The organism is Streptomyces sp. CNQ085, assembly GCF_022614595.1.
Classification (GTDB): Bacteria; Actinomycetota; Actinomycetes; order Streptomycetales; family Streptomycetaceae; genus Streptomyces.
Window position 1 is genome coordinate 1 of the sequence record NZ_JAJFAU010000095.1, and the last position, 19044, is coordinate 19044.

Below are 19044 nucleotides of genomic sequence, written 5' to 3' on the forward strand. Positions count from 1 at the left end.
CGAACCCGGAAGCTAAGCCTTTCAGCGCCGATGGTACTGCATGGGGGACCGTGTGGGAGAGTAGGACGCCGCCGAACAATATTTGAGAGAAAGCCCTGCCGGGTTCGCCCGGCGGGGCTTTCCCGTGTTCACGAGAGTCCCGTCCTCCGGGCCCCCTTTCGTGCCTGTACTCGGGCTGAGGGTAAGGTCAGGAGGCAGCGTTGGCACGGACTCATAGGAGGTGCCGGGTGGAGGCCCAGGAGACACGCGTCCAGACGGACCGTGTCCTCACCATCCCCAACATCCTTAGCATGGCGCGGCTCGTGGGAGTGCCGCTCTTCCTGTGGCTGATCCTCTGGCCGGAGTTCGGAGGTCCCAACGCCGACGGCTGGGCGCTACTCGTGCTCGCGTTCAGCGGCATCAGCGACTATCTGGACGGAAAGCTGGCCCGCCGCTGGAACCAGGTCAGCGGTCTCGGCCGCGTTCTCGATCCGGCGGCCGACCGGCTGTATGTGCTCTCCACTCTGGTCGGACTGACGTGGCGTGGCATCCTCCCACTCTGGCTCACGACGCTACTCCTGGCGCGTGAGCTCATGCTGCTGGTCGCTGTCTGGATCCTGGACCGCCGTGGGTATGCGCCACCTCAGGTCAACTTCCTGGGGAAAGCTGCCACCTTCAACCTGATGTACGCCTTCCCGCTGCTGCTCCTCAGTGACGGGAGTGGATGGCTTCCGTCACTGGCTGCTATTTTCGGATGGGCGTTCGCAGGCTGGGGTACAACCCTGTACTGGTGGGCAGGAATCCTCTATGTGGTTCAAGTCCGCCGGCTTGTCAAGGCGGACGCCGCAGTCGACTAGGCCCTGTCTCTCGTCGGGGGCTGCGAGACCCGAGTGGCCCTTTAGCGGATTCACGGGTCTCTTCGGGCAGGCACAGTCGGCGTGTATGCCGTCTCTTCAAGGAGGACGCTTCCGACATGAAGGCCGTCGTAATGGCCGGTGGCGAAGGAACTCGCCTTCGCCCGATGACCGCGAGTATGCCCAAGCCGTTGCTGCCAGTGGCCAACAGGCCCATCATGGAGCACGTGTTGCGGCTGCTCAAGCGGCATGGTCTCACCGAGACCGTGGTGACCGTACAGTTCCTGGCCTCCCTGGTCAAGAACTACTTCGGTGACGGCGAGGAGCTCGGAATGGAGCTCACCTACGCCAATGAGGAAAAGCCTCTGGGCACCGCGGGCAGCGTCAAGAACGCAGAGGAAGCCCTCAAGGACGATTCCTTCCTCGTCATTTCCGGTGACGCGCTCACCGACTTCGATCTGACCGAGCTCATCAATTTCCATCGAGAGCGCGGTGCGATGGTGACCGTGTGCCTCACGAGAGTGCCCAACCCACTCGAGTTCGGCATCACCATCGTCGACGACGACGGAAAGGTGGAGCGGTTCCTGGAGAAGCCCACTTGGGGCCAGGTTTTCTCCGACACCGTGAACACCGGCATCTACGTCATGGAACCGGAGGTCTTCGACTACGTCGACCCCGATGTCCCCGTGGACTGGTCCGGTGACGTCTTCCCTCAGCTGATGAAGGAGGGCAAGCCGGTGTACGGCTACGTCGCCGAGGGGTACTGGGAGGACGTCGGTACTCACGAGAGCTATGTGAAGGCGCAGGCCGACGTTCTGGAGAGGAAGGTCGACGTCGAGGTCGACGGGTTCGAGATCTCCCCGGGGGTCTGGATCGCGGAAGGTGCGGAGGTCCATCCCGACGCGGTGCTGCGCGGTCCGCTGTACGTGGGCGACTATGCCAAGGTCGAGGCTGACGCCGAACTGCGGGAGCACACGGTCATCGGCTCCAACGTGGTGGTCAAGAGCGGTGCGTTCCTGCACAGGGCCGTCGTCCACGACAACGTCTACATCGGTCCGCAGTCCAACCTCCGCGGCTGTGTTATCGGCAAGAACACCGATGTGATGCGCGCCGCCCGGATCGAGGACGGCGCGGTGATCGGTGACGAGTGTCTGGTGGGCGAGGAGTCCATCGTCCAGGGCAATGTCCGGGTCTATCCCTTCAAGACGGTCGAGGCGGGCGCTTTCGTCAACACGTCGGTCATCTGGGAGTCGCGAGGCCAGGCCCATCTGTTCGGTGCCCGAGGCGTCTCCGGCATCCTCAACGTGGAGATCACGCCGGAGCTGGCCGTGCGACTGGCCGGAGCGTACGCCACGACGCTGAAGAAGGGATCGACGGTCACCACGGCCCGTGACCACTCCCGGGGCGCACGCGCTCTGAAGCGCGCCGTGATCTCCGCCCTCCAGACGAGCGCCATCGACGTGCGGGACCTGGAGAACGTGCCGTTGCCGGTGGCTCGGCAGCAGACCGCGAGAGGCAGCGCCGGCGGCATCATGATCCGTACGACGCCGGGCGTTCCCGACTCCGTCGACATCATGTTCTTCGACGAGCGGGGCGCCGACCTCTCGCAGGCGGGGCAGCGCAAGCTGGACCGTGTCTACGCCCGTCAGGAGTACCGCAGGGCCTTCCCCGGAGAGATCGGAGACCTGACCTTCCCGGCCAGCGTGTTCGACTCCTACACGGGGACGCTGCTCAGGGCGGTGAACACCACCGGTGTCGCCGAGTCCGGTCTCAAGGTCGTCGTGGACGCCTCCAACGGGAGCGCCGGTCTCGTCCTGCCCAGCCTGCTGGGCCGGCTCGGGGTCGACTCGCTGACGATCAATCCGGGACTGGACGAGTCACGGCCGACCGAGACCGCTGAGACCCGTCGTGCCGGACTGGTGCGGCTGGGGGAGATCGTGGCGTCGGCACGGGCGGCCTTCGGTGTCCGGTTCGATCCGGTGGGCGAGAAGATCTCCCTGGTGGACGAGCGTGGCACGATTATCGAGGATCAGCGGGCACTGCTGGTGATGCTCGACCTGATCGCCGCGGAGCGGCGCAGCGGGAAGGTCGCCCTGCCGGTGACCACGACCCGCATCGCCGAGCAGGTGGCCGCCTATCACGGCACCCAGGTGGAGTGGACCACGACCTCGCCGGACGATCTCACCAGGGTCGGGCGGGACGAGGCCACCGTCTTCGGCGGTGACGGCCGGGGCGGGTTCATCGTGCCGGAGTTCAGCAGTGTCTTCGACGGCACGGCGGCCTTCGTACGGCTGCTCGGGCTCGTGGCCCGTACCCAGCTCACCCTGAGCCAGATCGACGCCCGTATCCCACAGGCTCATGTGCTGCGCCGTGACCTGGCCACCCCTTGGGCGGTGAAGGGCCTGGTCATGCGCCGGGTCGTCGAGGCCGCGGGGGAACGTTTCGTCGATACGACCGACGGTGTACGCGTGGTGGAGTCCGACGGCCGCTGGGTCATGGTGCTGCCGGACCCGGCCGAGGCGGTCACCCATCTGTGGGCCGAGGGGCCTGACGACGCTTCCGCTCAGGCGCTGCTCGACGAGTGGTCGGCGGTGGTCGACAGCGCCGGCCGCTGACGGCTCGACGGATCCCGGGACGACGGCGGTACCGTACCGCCGGACGGACGCGCTCCGGCGTTGTGGAAGCCCCGTTCGGCGGTACGGTCCTCGACGTGCGACGATGTGCGGCATGTCGCAGCAGCACCCCGCACGGAGTACCCCCTCGAGGCCTGCGCGACCCGACGCCTCCATGTCGCTGCTCACCAATGTGATGGAGCACAGTCTCGACGACGGCTACGCGGAAGCGGCGGCCCGCCGGGGCGCCGAGGGCCGGTCCGGGCTACCCCGCACACTGCGCGGGAAGCTCGTTCTGACGGCCGGCCTCGTCCTGGCCGCACTGGTGGTCACGCTGGGGGCTGCCCAGGCGCGTTTCGAGGCGCCCACGGAGGCACGGGAGCGGCAGGAGCTGATCGACCGGATCGAGGACGGCGGCCGGGACGCCGACAGCCTGCAGAGCGGTGTGGACGGTCTCCGTGAGGAGGTCGCGGCGATGCAGCGCGAGGCGCTCCAGGAACACGGCGGCGACCGCGGCGAAGTGGTCGCGCTGCTGGCCGGGGCAGTGCCGGTCGAGGGGCCGGGAATCAAGCTGGTGGTCGATGACGCCGAGGACTCCGGGCCGGGCGAGGGCGGTGGGCCGCGCCGGAGCACCGGCTTCGCGGACACCGGTCGGGTACGGGACAGGGATCTGCAGCGGGTCGTCAACGGACTGTGGGAGTCGGGGGCGGAGGCGATCTCGGTCAACGGGCAGCGGCTGACGGCCCTGTCGGCCATCCGCGCCGCCGGCGACGCGATACTCGTCGACAACAAACCGCTGGTACCGCCGTACGCCCTGCTCGCGGTGGGCGACGGCAAGGGCCTGAGTGAAGCCTTCCGGAGCAGCAGCGACGGGTTGTACCTGGAGGTACTCGAGGACAACTACGACATCCGCACCGCCATATCCGTTCAGGACAGGGTGCGGTTGCCGGCCGCGTCCAGTCTCACCGTTCGTACGGCAGAGCCCGTGAAGACAGGAAAGGGCAGCACATCGTGATCGCCGTTCTGGGCCTCATCGTGGGAGTCGTGGCCGGACTCCTGGTCCGTCCCGTGGTGCCGACGGTCGTCGAGCCCTATCTGCCGATCGCCGTCGTGGCGGCGCTGGACGCGGTCTTCGGTGGCCTGCGCGCGATGCTGGACGGCATCTTCGACGACAAGGTCTTCGTGGTGTCGTTCCTGTCGAATGTGGTGGTGGCCGCCCTGATCGTCTTCCTCGGCGACAAGCTCGGCGTCGGCGCGCAGCTGTCGACGGGAGTCGTGGTGGTGCTGGGCATCCGTATCTTCTCCAATGCCGCCGCCATCCGGCGGCATGTGTTCCGGGCGTGAGTGAGCGATGAGCGACGACAGGACGACACCGCCGGGCAGGGGCCCGGGAGAGGGGCGGGACGGGGCCGCCGCGGGGCCGGGGGAGCACGCCGGGCCGGGCGGCGGGGAGCCGTCCCCGGGCGGGCGTGAACGGCTGATCCGCGGGCTGTGGCCGCCTCGGGTGAACCGCAACCAACTCACCGTGGCGCTGCTGCTGTTCGTCCTCGGGCTGGGGCTTGCCATCCAGGTCCGTTCCACCAGCGAGAACAGTCCGCTGCGCGGCGCGCGACAGGAGGACCTGGTGCGGATCCTCGATGAGCTCGACAGCCGCACCCAGCGGCTGGAGGAGGAGAAGCGGACGCTGGAGAACCAGAAGTCCGAACTGGAGAACAGCTCGGATCAGGCCGAGGAGGCGCGTCGGCAGACCGAGGAGAGGGCCCGGCAGCTCGGTGTGCTGGCGGGCACGGTCGCGGCCGAGGGGCCGGGTATCCGGGTGGTGGTGAACGACGCCGCGGGTATGGTCGAGGCGCACATGCTGCTGGACGCGATCCAGGAGCTGCGTGCCGCGGGGGCCGAGGCCATCGAGGTCAACGATGTGCGGGTGGTGACGAGCACCCACTTCACCGGCAGCGGCGGCGGCATCAGGATCGACGGACGCAAGGTGGCCTCGCCCTACAGCTTCGAGGTCATCGGCAAGCCGCAGGACCTCGAGCCGGCGCTCAACATCCCGGGCGGCGTCGTCCAGTCCCTGGAGAAGGAGCAGGCCACTGTGTCCGTAACCCGTTCAGAGAAGATCGTCGTGGATGCCTTGCGATCGGCGAAGCGGCCTGACTACGCTCAGTCGTCATCGCAGTGAGCCGACGCGTGAAGAAACCGGGGGTCGGCGCGCTTGCCGACCTGCGGGTAAGGGAAACTGTCCGAAGGCCAGGGACGTTGTGAGGACGTCCGGTTCGGCCACCGTGAGCATCGAGGGTCTGTCCTGCCCCACGGGCGGGTCTGTTTCGTGCGAGGGGAATCGCCCGTGAGTTTTCTTGGGAAGTTGTTCGGTAAGCGTCAGAGCACCGGGGACGGCGCCCGGCACCGCGCGTCGCGCGGTGGCGAGTCCGCGGCGGAGGAGGCGGAGCGTCCGCTCTTCCGCGACGAGGTCGCGCCCGGCGGCGATTCGAGTGGCCACGGCCCTGTCTCTGTTGACCGGGAAGTGTCCGGCCGCATAGGTTCCGAGGCGTCATCAGCCTCTGGTACAGGTGGAGGATCCGACTTGCCGATCTGTGCGAGGTGCGGGACCCGCGCCGCCGAGGCGAGCCGGTTCTGTTCCAACTGCGGTGCGCCGCTGCGGGGTGGAGCCGTACCCGAGCGCTCCTCGGAGACGACCTCCACCATCTCGATCTCGGGTATCGAGGCCTACGATGCCGAGATGACGGGGCAGACGGCCCTGCCGTCGCTGTCCCCGGAGGCCCAGGCGGCCGTGGACGCACTGCCGATGGGCTCGGCGCTGCTGGTGGTGCGCCGGGGGCCGAACTCCGGCAGCCGCTTCCTGCTGGACAGCGAGTTGACGACGGCGGGACGCCACCCCGAGAGCGACATCTTCCTGGACGATGTGACCGTCTCCCGCCGTCACGTGGAGTTCCGGCGTGGCCCGGACGGCCGGTTCACCGTCGCCGATGTCGGCAGCCTCAACGGCACGTACGTCAACCGCGAGCGGATCGACTCGGTCATGCTCAACAACGGTGACGAGGTCCAGATCGGGAAGTACCGGCTGGTCTTCTTCGCGAGCCAGCGCACCGTCTGACGCACCGCCCCGGGGGCGCCCGCAGAGGCGCCGCCGCCGCGAAGTCCGCTCCGATGAGCATCGGCGCCGTGCTCAACCTGCTGCGGGACGAGTTCCCCGAGGTGACCATCTCCAAGATCCGTTTTCTGGAGTCCGAGGGGCTGGTGGAGCCGCAGCGAACTCCGTCGGGGTGCCGCAAGTTCATCGCGGCGGACGTGGAGCGGCTGAGCAGGGTGTTGCGGATGCAGCGCGACCATTGTCTGCCGCTGCGCGTCGTCAAGGAGCATCTCGACGCGCTCGACCGCGGTGAGGAGGTGGCCCTGCCCGGTCCGGCGAGACCGTCCGACGTCATCGATCCCTTCGACGCGGCGGAGGGTGGACCAGCCTCGGCCGTCACCCCGTGGGATCGCGACCCGGACGGTTCTGCCGGCGCCGGGAGTCCCCGCACGGCGCGTGTGGGGCGCGCCGAGCTTCTGGCCGCCGCGGAGGCGGAGGAGGAGCAACTGGAGGAGTGGGAGTCCTACGGCTTGATCGGTCCCGGGGAGGACGGCGTGTACGACGCCGAGACAGTCGCCGTCGCCCGGATCGTCGCGGATCTGGGCCGGTATGGTCTGGGGCCGCGCCATCTGCGAGTGGTGAAGGCTTCCGCGGAGCGGGAGGCCGGGCTGGTCGAACAGGTCGTGGCGCCACTGCGGCGGCACCGCAATCCTCAGACCAGGGCGCACGCCGAGACGACCGCGCGGGGGCTGGCGACGCTGGCCGTACGACTGCACGCGACTCTGGTGCGGTCGGCGCTGAAGGCGCGGCCACGCTGACACCGCACCGACGGATGGGCCGGGTCACGGGGCGCCCGACTACCCAAAGGGGGCGCGCACGTCCTAGGGTTGCTGTGTGAACGAGCTCGACGTTGTGGGTGTCCGGGTCGAAATGCCCTCCAACCAGCCGATCGTTCTCCTGCGAGAGGTGGGAGGCGACCGGTACCTTCCCATCTGGGTCGGTCCGGGGGAGGCGACAGCGATCGCCTTCGCCCAGCAGGGTATGACGCCTGCCCGCCCGCTGACCCATGACCTGTTCAAGGACGTTCTGGAAGCGGTCGGCCAGGAACTCACCGCTGTGCGGATCACCGACCTCAGAGAGGGCGTCTTCTACGCAGAGCTGGTCTTCGCCAGCGGTGTGGAGGTGAGCGCACGCCCGTCCGACGCCATAGCGCTGGCCCTGCGCACCGGGACACCGATCTACGGCAGCGACGGTGTGCTGGACGACGCCGGGATCGCCATTCCGGACGAGCAGGAGGACGAGGTGGAGAAGTTTCGCGAGTTCCTCGACCAGATCTCCCCGGAGGACTTCGGCACCAGCAACCAGTGAGCGCCGTCGGCGCCAGGCCATTCCAGTGCTCGTTCCCGCGACGGGGACACGCGAAACCACTCCTTGGGTGATTATCACTCGGCGTGCCGAGTGTGGCGATCGTTGACGCGCCCCGAGCGACTGCCTACCGTCGATTGAGCAGGTCCCGGGCGTATCCGCGGGACGTGAAGGACGGAGGGTCGGCGTGAGAAGCACCGGCGACAGCAGGGCGGCGGGCGATCCGTATCCGTTGCGCGGATCCTCCATACGGCCTCCGGCCCACTCCGCCTCCACCACGCAGGGCGCCGCGGTGGAGCAGACCGGCTACCGGGGCCCGGCCGCGTGCGCGGCCGCGGGCATCACCTACCGGCAGCTGGACTACTGGGCCCGCACCGGCCTGGTGGAGCCCAGCGTCCGCCCGGCGTACGGCTCGGGCACCCAGCGGCTCTACAGTCTCCGTGACGTTGTCGTACTGAAGATCGTCAAGCGGCTTCTGGACGCCGGGGTGTCGCTGCAGAACATCCGCGCGGCCGTGAGGCATCTGCGCTCGCGAGGGAGCGAGGGCCTGGAGCGGAAGACGCTCATGAGCGACGGCGCGACGGTCTACGAGTGTTCCTCGCCCGACGAGGTCGTGGATCTCCTCCAGGGCGGCCAGGGGGTCTTCGGGATCGCGGTCGGCGTGGTGTGGCGGGATGTCGATGCCGCCCTGTCCCAGCTGCATGCCGAGCGGGTCGACACCGGGGAGACGATCGCCGGGGACAACCCGGCCGATGAGCTGGCGCGCCGCCGCAACCGGGCGGGTTGACCCGGGGCGGCCACGGCACGGGGGCCGGTCCGCCGTCGCCCCTGTCAGTGGTGTAGGGCAGCATCACGGATGTGAGAGGGACACCGACGGTCCTGCATCTGGACATGGACGCCTTCTATGCCGCCGTGGAGCAGGCGGCCAAACCCAGTCTGCGCGGAAAGCCGGTGATCGTCGGTGGTCTCGGGCCGCGCGGGGTGGTCGCCACCGCCTCTTACGAGGCCCGGGTCTTCGGTGTGCACTCGGCGATGCCGATGGCCCAGGCCCGTCGGCTGTGCCCGAACGCCGCATACCTCACTCCCCGCTTCGGGCTCTACCGCCGGGTCAGCGAGGTGGTGATGAGGCTGTTGCGAGAGCTGTCGCCGCTGGTGGAGCCGCTCAGCCTGGACGAGGCGTTCGTGGATCTCCAGGCCGGCGGTGCGGAAGGGGATATGGGGCGGTGGTCGGCCGGCACCGCCCGCGAGGCCGGTGAGCGGCTGCGCCGGGACATCCGTGCCGCCACCGGGCTCAGCGGCTCGGTGGGGCTGGCCGGGTCCAAGATGCTCGCCAAGATCGCCTCGGAGCAGGCCAAGCCCGACGGGCTGCTGGTGATCCCACCGGGCACCGAGCGGGCGCTGCTGGCGCCGATGCCGGTGCGTACGCTGCCCGGTGTCGGGCCCGCCACCGCCCAGGCCCTGCGCCGGGCGGGGATAGCCACCGTCGGCGAGACCGCCGAGGCGGGGGAGGCGGAGCTGGTGCGGCTGCTGGGCCGGGCGCACGGTGGCGCGCTGTACGCGATGGCGCGAGGGATCGACGACCGGCCGGTGGTCGCCGAACGTGACGCCAAGTCGGTCTCGGTCGAGGACACCTTCGACACCGACCTCACCGACCGTGCGAGGATCCGGGCCGAGGTCGCGCGGCTCGCCGACCGCTGCGTGGCGCGACTGCGGGCGGCGGGGCGCTCCGGACGCACGGTGGTGGTCAAGGTCCGCAGCTACGACTTCTCCACGCTCACCCGTTCCGAGACGCTGCGCGGCCCGACCGACGACCCGGCGGTGGTGAGGGAGGCCGCCGCCCGGCTCGTCGAGGGCGTGGACACCACCGCAGGGGTGCGGCTGCTGGGGGTCGGGGTGAGCGGACTGGCCGACTTCACCCAGGAGGATCTGTTCGCCCAGACCGGTGCCCGGGCCGCCGGTTCCTCCGGCACGGTCCGGCCGCCGAGCCCTGATCCGCCCATGGCGGCGGACGGCCCCGGGCGGGGCGGGAGGGGAGCGGAGGCGGTACGGCGCTGGCTGCCCGGTCTGGACGTACGGCACGCGCGGTACGGACCGGGCTGGGTGCAGGGCAGTGGTCTGGGGCGGGTGACAGTGCGGTTCGAGCGGCCCGGGTCGCCGCCGGGACGGGTGCGCACCTTCGTGGTGGACGATCCGGAGCTGGAGTCCTCCGAGCCGCTCCCGCCGTGGGACGGTCAGGACTCGGAGCCCGCGACCCGCCCGAACGTCATGTCCTCGTCGGAGGCGGGCGGGCCGGCACCGGGCACGCCCAGCCCGTAGTGGCTGTAGAGCCGAAGTTCCTGCTCGGGGGAGAGATGGCGGCCCACGCCGAAGTCGGGAGCCTCCTTCACCAGGGAGCGCTCGAACGGTACCTTCAGCTCCCCGTCCGCCACCTCGCTGGGCTCCAGCGGGACGAAGGCGTCGCGGCTGAAGAGCCCGGTGCGCACCGACGCCCACTCCGGTACGCCGGTGGCGTCGTCGAGGTACACCTCGTCCACGGTCCCTATCTTCTGTCCGGCGCAGTCGAACGCTTTGAGCCCTATCAGATTCCGCGGGTCGATGTCGGTCTGCACGGTGGTCCCTCCAACTCCTCGCACGAAGAGGCGCCTGCTCGCTAACAGCCGCCGCAAACAACGAAACGGCACATTCGGCGCATCGGCCACTCGGGCAGGGCGTGGCGTCCGCGGCAAGACCGGCGCCACCGGGCGCTGGTAGGCTCTGAAGTGGCTGTTGACCCCGAGCGGGAGAGTCCTCCGGTGAAAGCACCGGCGGCGCCGAAGGAGCAAATCCTCCCCGGAATCTCTCAGGCTCACGTACCGCGCGGGTGAGGTCACTCTGGAAAGCAGGGCGGGCCACGACGGACGACGCCGCAGCCCCTCCTCACCGACGGTGAAAACCGGGCCGCGCGCGGACCGGTGAAGCTCTCAGGTCGCGATGACAGAGGGGGAGGCCGTCGGGGCACCCGCGCCGCGGTGCCCCTCGCAGGTCGTGCAGACCAGGAGGCCTCCAGATGACAGCAGACCGCACTCCTCCCGCCACCTCCCTCGCGAAGCTGGAGCGGGGCACTCCCTTCGAGGAGCGCCACATCGGCCCCGATGCCGGTGAGCAGGCCAAGATGCTCGCCCAGGTCGGCTACGGGTCGCTGGACGAGCTGGCGGCCGCCGCCGTACCCGAGGTGATCAGGAGCACCGAGGCGCTGGCCCTGCCCGCGGCCCGCAGCGAGGCGGAGGTCCTGGCGGAACTGCGCTTCCTGGCCGGACGCAACCAGGCGCTGGACTCCATGATCGGCCTGGGCTACCACGACACCTTCACCCCGCCGGTCATCCTGCGCAACGTCATGGAGAACCCCGCCTGGTACACGGCCTACACCCCGTACCAGCCGGAGATCTCGCAGGGGCGTCTGGAGGCGCTGCTGAACTTCCAGACCGTGGTCGCCGATCTGACCGGGCTGCCGACTTCCGGGGCCTCGCTGCTGGACGAGGGCACCGCGGCGGCCGAGGCCATGGCACTGTCCCGGCGCGTCGGCAAGGTCAGGCAGGGCGTCTTCCTGGTCGACGCCGACTGCCTGCCGCAGACCATCGCCGTGATCGAGACCCGCGCCGAGCCCACCGGAGTGGAGATCGTCGTCGCCGACCTCTCCGACGGCATCCCCGCCGAGGCCGCCGAACGCGGCGTCTTCGGCGTGCTGCTGCAGTACCCGGGGGCCTCCGGTGCCGTACGCGATCTGCGCGGCGTGATCGAGGAGGCGCACGGACTGGGGGCGGTCGTCACCGTCGCCGCCGACCTGCTCGCCCTGACCCTGCTGATCTCCCCCGGCGAGCTGGGCGCCGACATCGCGGTGGGCTCCAGCCAGCGCTTCGGCGTACCGATGGGCTTCGGCGGACCGCACGCCGGGTTCATGGCGGTGCGGGAGAAGTTCGCGCGCAGCCTGCCCGGCCGACTGGTGGGCGTCTCGGTGGACGCCGACGGGGCCAAGGCCTACCGACTGGCCCTGCAGACCCGGGAGCAGCACATCCGCCGGGAGAAGGCCACCAGTAACATCTGCACCGCCCAGGTGCTGCTCGCCGTGATGGCGGGGATGTACGCCGTCCACCACGGCCCCGACGGGCTGGCCGCCATCGCCCGCCGAACCCACCGATACGCCGCGGTCCTCGCCCAGGGGCTGCGCGAGGGCGGTGTCGAGGTCGTCCACGACACGTTCTTCGACACCGTCACCGCACGGGTGCCGGGCCGGGCCGCCGAGGTCGTCGCCGCCGCCCGTGAGGCCGGGGTCAACCTGCGACTGACCGACGCCGACCACGTCGGCGTCGCCTGCGACGAGACCACCGGACGCGCGCAGCTCGCCGCCGTGTGGGGCGCCTTCGGCGTGGAGTCCGGGACCGGGGACGCCGAGGCGCTGGACGAGGCCGCCGGCCAGGTGCTGCCCGCCTCCCTGCTGCGTACCGACGAGTACCTGACCCACCCGGTCTTCCACCGGCACCGTTCCGAGACATCGATGCTGCGCTACCTGCGTCGGCTGGCCGACCGGGACTACGCGCTGGACCGCGGCATGATTCCGCTGGGCTCGTGCACCATGAAGCTCAACGCCACCACCGAGATGGAGCCGGTCACCTGGCCGGAGTTCGGCGCACTGCACCCCTTCGCGCCCGCAGAGCAGGCCGAGGGGTACCTGACGCTGATCCGCGAACTGGAGGAGCGGCTGGCCGAGGTCACGGGCTACGACAAGGTCTCCGTCCAGCCCAACGCCGGTTCCCAGGGCGAACTGGCGGGCCTGCTGGCGGTACGGGCGTACCACCGGGCGAACGGCCAGGCCGGCCGTACCGTCTGCCTGATCCCCTCCTCCGCGCACGGGACCAACGCCGCCAGCGCCGTGATGGCCGGGATGAAGGTCGTCGTCGTGGGGACCGGCGAGAACGGCGACGTGGACGTCGAGGACCTGCGGGCCAAGATTGACGAGCACCGCGAGGAACTGGCGGTGCTGATGGTCACCTACCCCTCCACCCATGGTGTGTTCGAGGAGCACATCACCGACATCTGCGCGGCCGTGCACGAGGCGGGCGGTCAGGTCTACGTGGACGGGGCCAACCTCAACGCCCTGGTGGGCCTGGCCAAGCCGGGGAAGTTCGGCGCGGACGTCTCCCACCTGAACCTGCACAAGACCTTCTGCATCCCGCACGGCGGCGGCGGCCCGGGCGTGGGCCCGGTGGCCGTCCGCTCCCACCTGGCGCCGTACCTGCCCAACCACCCGCTCCAGCCGGCCGCCGGTCCCGGGACGGGCGTGGGTCCGATCTCGGCGGCGCCCTGGGGCTCGGCGGGTATCCTGCCGATCTCCTGGGCGTACGTGCGGCTGATGGGCGCCGAAGGGCTGCGCCGCGCCACCCAGGTGGCCGTGCTCGGGGCCAACTATGTGGCCAAGCGGCTGGAGCCGCACTACCCGGTGCTCTACACCGGCCCGGGCGGCCTGGTGGCGCACGAGTGCATCATCGACGTCCGCCCGCTGACCAAGGCCACCGGTGTCAGCATCGACGACGTGGCCAAGCGGCTGATCGACTACGGTTTCCACGCCCCGACGATGTCCTTCCCCGTGGCGGGGACGCTGATGATCGAGCCCACCGAGAGCGAGGACCTGGCGGAGCTGGACCGCTTCTGCGACGCGATGATCGCGATCCGGGCCGAGATCGAGAAGGTCGCCTCGGGGGAGTGGGACGCGCAGGACAATCCGCTGCGCAACGCGCCCCATACCGCCGCACAGCTTGCCGGTGATTGGGAGCACTCCTACGGGCGTGAGGAGGCGGTGTTCCCGGCCGGTGTCACGGCGGCCGACAAGTACTGGCCGCCGGTGCGGCGTATCGACGGCGCCTACGGTGACCGCAACCTGGTCTGTTCCTGTCCCCCGATGGACGAGTACGACGGCTGAGCCGCGGTCGGCCGGTGCGGTGCGACGACCTGTCCGTCAGGCAGTAGTTCGCCGGTGTCCTCGAAGAGCAGGACGCCGTTGCACAGCAGGCTCCATCCCTGCTCCGGGTGGTGGGCCACGAGGTGGGCGGCCTCCCGGTCGGCGGAGTCGGCTGAGGGGCAGGGTGGCTGGTGCTGACACATGGTGGAGTTCTCTCGCTGCGATGTGGTGGTGCTTCGATTGGACGTGTGGTTCATGACCGCCCCCGTATTTCCTGGTCGATGCCCCCAGTGTTGTCCCGCGGCCGGAACTCCGCAGGGATTTCGCCGCGGCTTCCCCCCACGTCCTGGCGATGTGCTCCTTACTAAGGGCGGTTACCCGTACCGGAATCATCCGTTCGGGTGATATCGGAGCCGTGAATGACTAGTTGTTCGAGAGGGCGGAAGCGACAGTGGCGCCCCGCGGCCGGTCGGCTGCGGGGCGCCACTGTCGCTGTCCGGCCCGCCACCGGGCCGTGTCGCGGCGGGTCAGGCGGGCGTGCCCATCAGGGGCGAGGGTGCCAGCCGCCTGGTCAGCAGGGGCAGCAGGCCGTCGACGCGGTGCGGCCGGTGCGCCGCGATACCCGGTGGGGCCGGGGCGAGTGGTACCAGCAGGTCCGCCGGGGCGGGCGAGCCGTCGGCGGCGTCGGCCTCCGTGTCGCCGTGCAGCCACAGCGTCAGCATGTAGAGCTCCGGTACTGACAGCAGACGCGGCTGGTAGGCCGCGGGCAGCGTCTCGGTGCGGCTCAGGGCGGCCTCGGCCGAGGCGACGAACGGCCCCTCGCAGAAGTGGGAGAACGTCCAACCGTCCGCAGTGAGCATCGTATCGGCGGCGCCCACCACGCCATGCGAGTCCCGCAGCAGGAAGCGCCAGCCCGCCAGCCTGGTGCGGGGCGGCCTCGCGGATGCGGTGATCCCGCTCAGCACGTGGAGCGGCAGGGAGAGGTCCGGGTGCACCGGTCCCGTCCGGGCCCGGAGGCCGGGAGGGACGGCGTCGCCCCGGAGGCCGGCAGGGGAACCGAGGGCCGCGTGCACACTGCGCAGAGCGGGTGCCGGGGCCGGTTGGACACGCAGGGACATGGTGGGTCGCCTCTCGATCGGAGACACGGTGGTGCTCAGCTGCTGGCGCGGACGGCGCTGTCGGCGTACGGAAGGGCCGTGAGGAAGGCCCGGAAGGAAAGCGTGAGGAGAAGAGGCGGCGGATGCGCGCCCGCCATCGGGTCGCGTCTCAGCCGCTTTCGTGGAGTTTATACGAAGGTTGTTCAGGCGGTGTTTCGGCTAGCTGTCCCGCATGTTACCGGCAAGAGCTCATCCGGACATTTTTCGGCGGCGTTTCACCTGCGAGTCCTGGTATGGACGACCGTTGACCTGGAAAGCGGATGACCGTGCGGTCGTCCGTATCCGTTCGTCGTTTCCCTCGGACGGGGTCCGCGGGTTCGGCGTCAGCGGGCGGATGTCAACGAGCCGAGGGCGGTGGCGTATCTCCGATGTATGACACGGGAATGTGCCCCGCGAAAGCCCGAGTCCAGCTTACCGAACCCTCACTGTCGCACGGGGCGTTATCTCTCGCATCCGCGGGGCATCATCCGGTCACGGTCCACTGCAGGAGGGACGCATCGATGGGCGAGAAGGTCGAGGCCGGCGGGTTCGTCCTGTCCGATCGCCGACGGTACCGGGACAAGCACCAAAGGTGTCTCCAAGGGCTGCGGCGGCTGCTGGAGGAGCAGCGTTTCGACCGCCCCCGCGATCTCATGGGACTGGAGATCGAGCTGAACCTCGCGGATACCGAGGGGATGCCCCGGATGATGAACGCGCAGGTGCTGGAGCGCATTGCGAGCCGGGATTTCCAGACGGAATTGGGGCAGTTCAATCTTGAGGTGAACATCCTTCCGCACAGGCTCTCCGGGCGAGTGCTGGACCAGCTCGCCGAGGAGCTGCGCACCGGTCTGGCATATGCGGATCGCAAAGCCGCGGAGGTCGACGCACGCATTGTGATGATCGGTATTCTACCGACCCTCACGGGAGACCACCTGGTGTCGGCGAACCTCACCGCCGCGGACCGCTACACCCTGCTGAACGACCAGATCATGACCGCCCGCGGTGAGGAGGTCGTCCTGGACATCGAAGGTGTGGAGCACCTGAGGTACGCGTCGTCCTCCATCGCGCCGGAGGCCGCCTGCACCTCCGTGCAGCTCCACCTCCAGGTCACCCCCGGACGTTTCGCCGATGTGTGGAACGCCGCCCAGGCCGTCTCCGCCGTCCAGGTCGCCGTGGGCGCCAACTCGGCCTTCCTCTTCGGCCGTGAGCTGTGGCGTGAGTCCCGCCCCCCGCTCTTCCTCCAGGCCACCGACACCAGGCAGCCGGAGCTGATCGCGCAGGGGGTGCGGCCGCGGACCTGGTTCGGCGAGCGGTGGATCTCCTCGGCCTACGAGCTGTTCGAGGAGAACAGCCGCTACTTCCCGCCGCTGCTGCCCGTCTGCGCGGACGAGGAACCGCTGGAGGTGCTGGACGCCGGCGGTGTCCCCTCACTGGCCGAGATGACGCTGCTCAACGGTACGGTCTACCGCTGGAATCGGCCCGTGTACGGCGTCGCCGACGGGGTACCACACCTGCGCGTGGAGAACCGGGTGCTGCCCGCCGGCCCCACCGTCACCGACGTGCTGGCCAACACGGCCCTCTACTACGGCCTGGTGCGCGCGCTGGCCGACGACCCGCGCCCGGTGTGGAACCGGATGCCGTTCTCCGCCGCCGCCGAGAACTTCGATGTCGCCTGCCGCCACGGCATGGACGCCAGGCTGTGGTGGCCCCGCCCCGGCCGCGGAGGGAAGCTGTCGGCCGTGCCCGTCGACCGGCTGGTGCTGGAGGAACTGCTGCCGAAGGCCGCCCGGGGCCTGGACGTCTGGGGCATCGAACCCGGTGACCGGGACCGCTACCTGTCGGTCGTCGAGGAGCGCTGCCGCCGCCGGGTCAACGGGGCCTCCTGGCAGGCCGACGCCTACCACCGGGCGCTGGAGAGCGGACTGGACCGGGAGAAGGCGCTGGCGGCGACGGTGCGGCGCTACTGCGAACTGGCACGCACCGGGGAGCCCGTGCACGGCTGGCCGGCCGGTCCGTAGCCCCCGGTGGACACGGAGCGTTTCCGGCTGCTCCCCCACCCCCACCCCCGGCCCCCTTCCCTCCGCCCTTGTCCGGGCCTGCCGTCCGGCGGCGGGAGCAGTGGGGCAAGCTGTGTCGTTCCAGGTACGGAACGGACGAACGGCGAAGCGGGAGGCGCAGGTGCGAGCGGGCGTGCGCGACGAGGAACACGGACCGGAGCGGGGACCGGGGGGCGGAGGCGGCACACCGGCACGGCGGACACTGGGCCGTGAGACGCTGCTGGTGCTGGCACTGTCGCTGGGGGCGAGCGCCCTGTCGGCGCTCATCAGCTTCGTCGGGGCGCTGACCAGGCCGGGCGGCCTGAAGGACCAGGCGGCCCGGCTCAACGGCTCGTACGCCCCCGACCGGCCCTGGCTGGACCTGGCCTGGCAGCTGTTCGGCATCGCCACCGCCCTGGTGCCGGTCCTGCTCGTCGCCCACCTCCTGACACGCGAGGGACCGGAAGGGTCCGCGGGCGGAGCCGGAGGCGGACCGGGGCTGGGCGCGATCGGCTTCGACCTGCGCCGCCCCTGGTCCGACCTGGGCCGGGGCACGGTGGTGGCGGCGGGTATCGGAGGCAGCGGTCTGCTGCTCTACCTGGGCGCGCGGGCGGGTGGCTTCAACCTCACGGTGGTGCCCGAGTCGCTGCCGGAGGTGTGGTGGAAGATCCCGGTGCTGATCGCCTCGGCGATCCAGAACTCCGTGGTCGAGGAGGTCATCGTCGTCGGCTACCTGCTGCGCAGGCTCGATCAGCTGGGCTGGAGCCCGGCGGCGGCACTGGCGGCCAGTTCGCTGCTGCGCGGGACGTACCACCTCTACCAGGGGATCGGCGGGTTCGTCGGCAACGTGGTGATGGGCGTGATCTTCGTGTGGCTGTACCGCCGATGGGGGCGGGTCGGGCCGCTGGTCGCCGCGCACGCCCTGATCGACATCGTGGCGTTCGTCGGGTACGCGCTGCTGGCGGGCCGGGTGGGCTGGCTGCCCACGGGCTGACGGCCGCCGACGGCCCGCCCCGTCCGGTGGTGCGGCGGTGGGCGCACCGGATCACGGTCCGGCCAGCAGCTCCCCGTCGATGACGGTCACGGCACCGCCCGTCAGGAGGGTACGGTCGCCGTGCACGGTGGTGCGCACCAGGCCGGTGCGGGCCGACACCTGGAGACCGGTGAGGGAATCCCGGCCCAGCCGGCCCGACCACAGAGGCGCGAGCGCGGTGTGGGCGCTGCCGGTGACCGGGTCCTCGTCGATCCCGACGGCCGGGCCGAAGAAGCGCGACACGTAGTCGTATCCGCCCCGGCCTCCGCCGTCGCCCGAGGCCTGGGCGGTGACGATGACACCGCGATGGCTCAGCCGCGCCACGGCGGCGAGGTCGGGCGTCAGGGTGCGCACGGTCTTCTCATCGGCCAGCTCGACCAGCAGATCGCCGGTGTCGGGACCGGTGTCGTGGGCGGAGAGCACATCGGTGCCCAGGGCCGCGCGGACGTTCTCGCCCACGGGCAGTTCGGTGAGCGGGGCGGTGGGGAAGTCCAGGGTGATCAATCCGTCGGCGGCCGTCTCGGCGGTGAGGATGCCGCTGCGGGTGGCGAACCGGATGGCGCCGGCCGCCGCGCCGGTGGAGCGCAGCACATGGGCGGTGGCGAGCGTGGCGTGGCCGCAGAGGTTCACCTCGGTGACGGGGGTGAACCAGCGCAGTGCCCAGTCGGCCTCGGAACTCCCGGGCAGCGGGCGGGCGTAGGCGGTCTCGGAGAGGTTGACCTCGGCGGCGAGTCTCTGGAGCCGGTCGTCACCGGGGAACGGCCCGGAGTCCAGGAGCACGACGGCGGCGGGGTTGCCCGTGAAGGGCCGACTGGCGAAGGCGTCGACGATACGAATCCTCATGATCGGCAGCGTAGAAGGCCCGGGCGGCGCCGGCCACGGCCAATGGCGGCCGGATGGCCCGGAAGGAGCCCTGGCGGTGAGGACTGACCGGGCGATGTGCGGGCACGTGTCAGGACGCGGGGGGGGGGGGGGGGGGGGGGGGGGGGGGGGGGGGGGGGGGGGGGGG

The 19044-nt window shown here is 70.3% G+C and carries 17 protein-coding genes, 1 rRNA gene and 1 riboswitch; of the genes, 14 read left to right on the forward strand and 4 right to left on the reverse strand.

What is annotated here, in order from left to right:
- The 11 genes from rrf to LJ221_RS16250 all read left to right on the forward strand — a co-directional run.
- Positions 1 to 77: ribosomal RNA gene (gene rrf / locus LJ221_RS16200) — 5S ribosomal RNA — on the forward strand; the annotation flags it as partial.
- Between the two features lie 150 nt (positions 78 to 227).
- Positions 228 to 836 carry a CDP-alcohol phosphatidyltransferase family protein gene (locus LJ221_RS16205; protein WP_241717443.1) on the forward strand — a complete coding sequence of 203 codons (609 nt, stop codon included), beginning with the start codon at positions 228 to 230 and terminating at the stop codon, positions 834 to 836.
- A gap of 116 nt (positions 837 to 952) precedes the next feature.
- Positions 953 to 3448: a mannose-1-phosphate guanyltransferase gene (locus tag LJ221_RS16210; RefSeq protein ID WP_241717444.1), complete on the forward strand. Its 2496-nt coding sequence runs from the start codon at positions 953 to 955 to the stop codon at positions 3446 to 3448.
- A 103-nt stretch (positions 3449 to 3551) separates the two neighbouring features.
- Entirely contained in the window at positions 3552 to 4460 is a 909-nt protein-coding gene (locus tag LJ221_RS16215) for a DUF881 domain-containing protein (protein ID WP_241717445.1), read from the forward strand.
- Complete coding sequence (locus tag LJ221_RS16220) at positions 4457 to 4789, forward strand: small basic family protein (RefSeq protein WP_093658545.1); 333 nt, start codon at positions 4457 to 4459, stop codon at positions 4787 to 4789. The genes LJ221_RS16215 and LJ221_RS16220 overlap by 4 nt, the downstream gene beginning before the upstream one ends.
- Before the next feature lie 7 nt (positions 4790 to 4796).
- The gene (locus LJ221_RS16225) at positions 4797 to 5624 is read left to right on the forward strand and encodes a DUF881 domain-containing protein (RefSeq protein ID WP_241717446.1); all 828 of its coding nucleotides are present in this window, start codon (positions 4797 to 4799) and stop codon (positions 5622 to 5624) included.
- Between the two features lie 123 nt (positions 5625 to 5747).
- The gene (locus LJ221_RS16230) at positions 5748 to 6557 is read left to right on the forward strand and encodes an FHA domain-containing protein (RefSeq protein WP_241717457.1); all 810 of its coding nucleotides are present in this window, start codon (positions 5748 to 5750) and stop codon (positions 6555 to 6557) included.
- A gap of 53 nt (positions 6558 to 6610) precedes the next feature.
- A complete protein-coding gene (locus LJ221_RS16235; RefSeq protein WP_241717447.1) occupies positions 6611 to 7351 on the forward strand; it encodes a MerR family transcriptional regulator in 741 nt (246 codons plus the stop codon).
- Positions 7352 to 7427: 76 nt separating this feature from the next.
- The gene (locus LJ221_RS16240; protein WP_241717448.1) at positions 7428 to 7901 is read left to right on the forward strand and encodes a bifunctional nuclease family protein; all 474 of its coding nucleotides are present in this window, start codon (positions 7428 to 7430) and stop codon (positions 7899 to 7901) included.
- A gap of 184 nt (positions 7902 to 8085) precedes the next feature.
- A complete protein-coding gene (locus LJ221_RS16245) occupies positions 8086 to 8685 on the forward strand; it encodes a MerR family transcriptional regulator (protein WP_241717449.1) in 600 nt (199 codons plus the stop codon).
- Positions 8686 to 8756: 71 nt separating this feature from the next.
- Positions 8757 to 10214: a DNA polymerase IV gene (locus LJ221_RS16250; RefSeq protein WP_241717450.1), complete on the forward strand. Its 1458-nt coding sequence runs from the start codon at positions 8757 to 8759 to the stop codon at positions 10212 to 10214.
- On the opposite strand, the gene LJ221_RS16255 is transcribed toward LJ221_RS16250, so the two are convergent.
- Positions 10130 to 10507 (reverse strand): PRC-barrel domain-containing protein, encoded by a 378-nt coding sequence (locus tag LJ221_RS16255; protein ID WP_241717451.1) that lies wholly within the window; start codon positions 10505 to 10507, stop codon positions 10130 to 10132. The genes LJ221_RS16250 and LJ221_RS16255 overlap by 85 nt on opposite strands.
- Before the next feature lie 158 nt (positions 10508 to 10665).
- A riboswitch (glycine riboswitch) is annotated at positions 10666 to 10763 on the forward strand.
- Between the two features lie 181 nt (positions 10764 to 10944).
- Here LJ221_RS16255 and gcvP point away from each other — a divergent pair.
- Complete coding sequence (gene gcvP, locus LJ221_RS16260) at positions 10945 to 13851, forward strand: aminomethyl-transferring glycine dehydrogenase (protein ID WP_241717452.1); 2907 nt, start codon at positions 10945 to 10947, stop codon at positions 13849 to 13851.
- On the opposite strand, the gene LJ221_RS16265 is transcribed toward gcvP, so the two are convergent.
- Both LJ221_RS16265 and LJ221_RS16270 read right to left on the reverse strand, forming a co-directional pair.
- Complete coding sequence (locus LJ221_RS16265) at positions 13794 to 14033, reverse strand: DUF5999 family protein (protein ID WP_302852017.1); 240 nt, start codon at positions 14031 to 14033, stop codon at positions 13794 to 13796. The genes gcvP and LJ221_RS16265 overlap by 58 nt on opposite strands.
- A 324-nt stretch (positions 14034 to 14357) precedes the next feature.
- On the reverse strand, positions 14358 to 14948 hold the full coding sequence (locus tag LJ221_RS16270) for a hypothetical protein (protein ID WP_241717454.1): 591 nt from the start codon (positions 14946 to 14948) through the stop codon (positions 14358 to 14360).
- A gap of 539 nt (positions 14949 to 15487) precedes the next feature.
- Here LJ221_RS16270 and LJ221_RS16275 point away from each other — a divergent pair.
- Entirely contained in the window at positions 15488 to 16984 is a 1497-nt protein-coding gene (locus tag LJ221_RS16275) for a glutamate--cysteine ligase (protein WP_241717455.1), read from the forward strand.
- Between the two features lie 172 nt (positions 16985 to 17156).
- Complete coding sequence (locus LJ221_RS16280; protein ID WP_374228477.1) at positions 17157 to 17996, forward strand: CPBP family intramembrane glutamic endopeptidase; 840 nt, start codon at positions 17157 to 17159, stop codon at positions 17994 to 17996.
- A gap of 51 nt (positions 17997 to 18047) precedes the next feature.
- On the opposite strand, the gene LJ221_RS16285 is transcribed toward LJ221_RS16280, so the two are convergent.
- Positions 18048 to 18878, reverse strand: a complete 831-nt coding sequence (locus LJ221_RS16285; protein ID WP_241717456.1) for a PhzF family phenazine biosynthesis protein — start codon at positions 18876 to 18878, stop codon at positions 18048 to 18050.
- Positions 18879 to 19044 lie beyond the last annotated feature (166 nt).

Bases quoted from the DNA above. Each gene is read 5' to 3' on its own strand.
- LJ221_RS16210 (WP_241717444.1), top strand. From the start codon at position 953: ATGAAGGCCGTCGTAATGGCCGGTGGCGAAGGAACTCGCCTTCGCCCG.
- LJ221_RS16270 (WP_241717454.1), bottom strand. From the start codon at position 14,948: ATGTCCCTGCGTGTCCAACCGGCCCCGGCACCCGCTCTGCGCAGTGTG.
- LJ221_RS16235 (WP_241717447.1), top strand. From the start codon at position 6,611: ATGAGCATCGGCGCCGTGCTCAACCTGCTGCGGGACGAGTTCCCCGAG.
- LJ221_RS16225 (WP_241717446.1), top strand. From the start codon at position 4,797: ATGAGCGACGACAGGACGACACCGCCGGGCAGGGGCCCGGGAGAGGGG.
- LJ221_RS16215 (WP_241717445.1), top strand. From the start codon at position 3,552: ATGTGCGGCATGTCGCAGCAGCACCCCGCACGGAGTACCCCCTCGAGG.
- gcvP (WP_241717452.1), top strand. From the start codon at position 10,945: ATGACAGCAGACCGCACTCCTCCCGCCACCTCCCTCGCGAAGCTGGAG.
- LJ221_RS16275 (WP_241717455.1), top strand. From the start codon at position 15,488: ATGGGCGAGAAGGTCGAGGCCGGCGGGTTCGTCCTGTCCGATCGCCGA.
- LJ221_RS16285 (WP_241717456.1), bottom strand. From the start codon at position 18,878: ATGAGGATTCGTATCGTCGACGCCTTCGCCAGTCGGCCCTTCACGGGC.
- LJ221_RS16265 (WP_302852017.1), bottom strand. From the start codon at position 14,033: ATGTGTCAGCACCAGCCACCCTGCCCCTCAGCCGACTCCGCCGACCGG.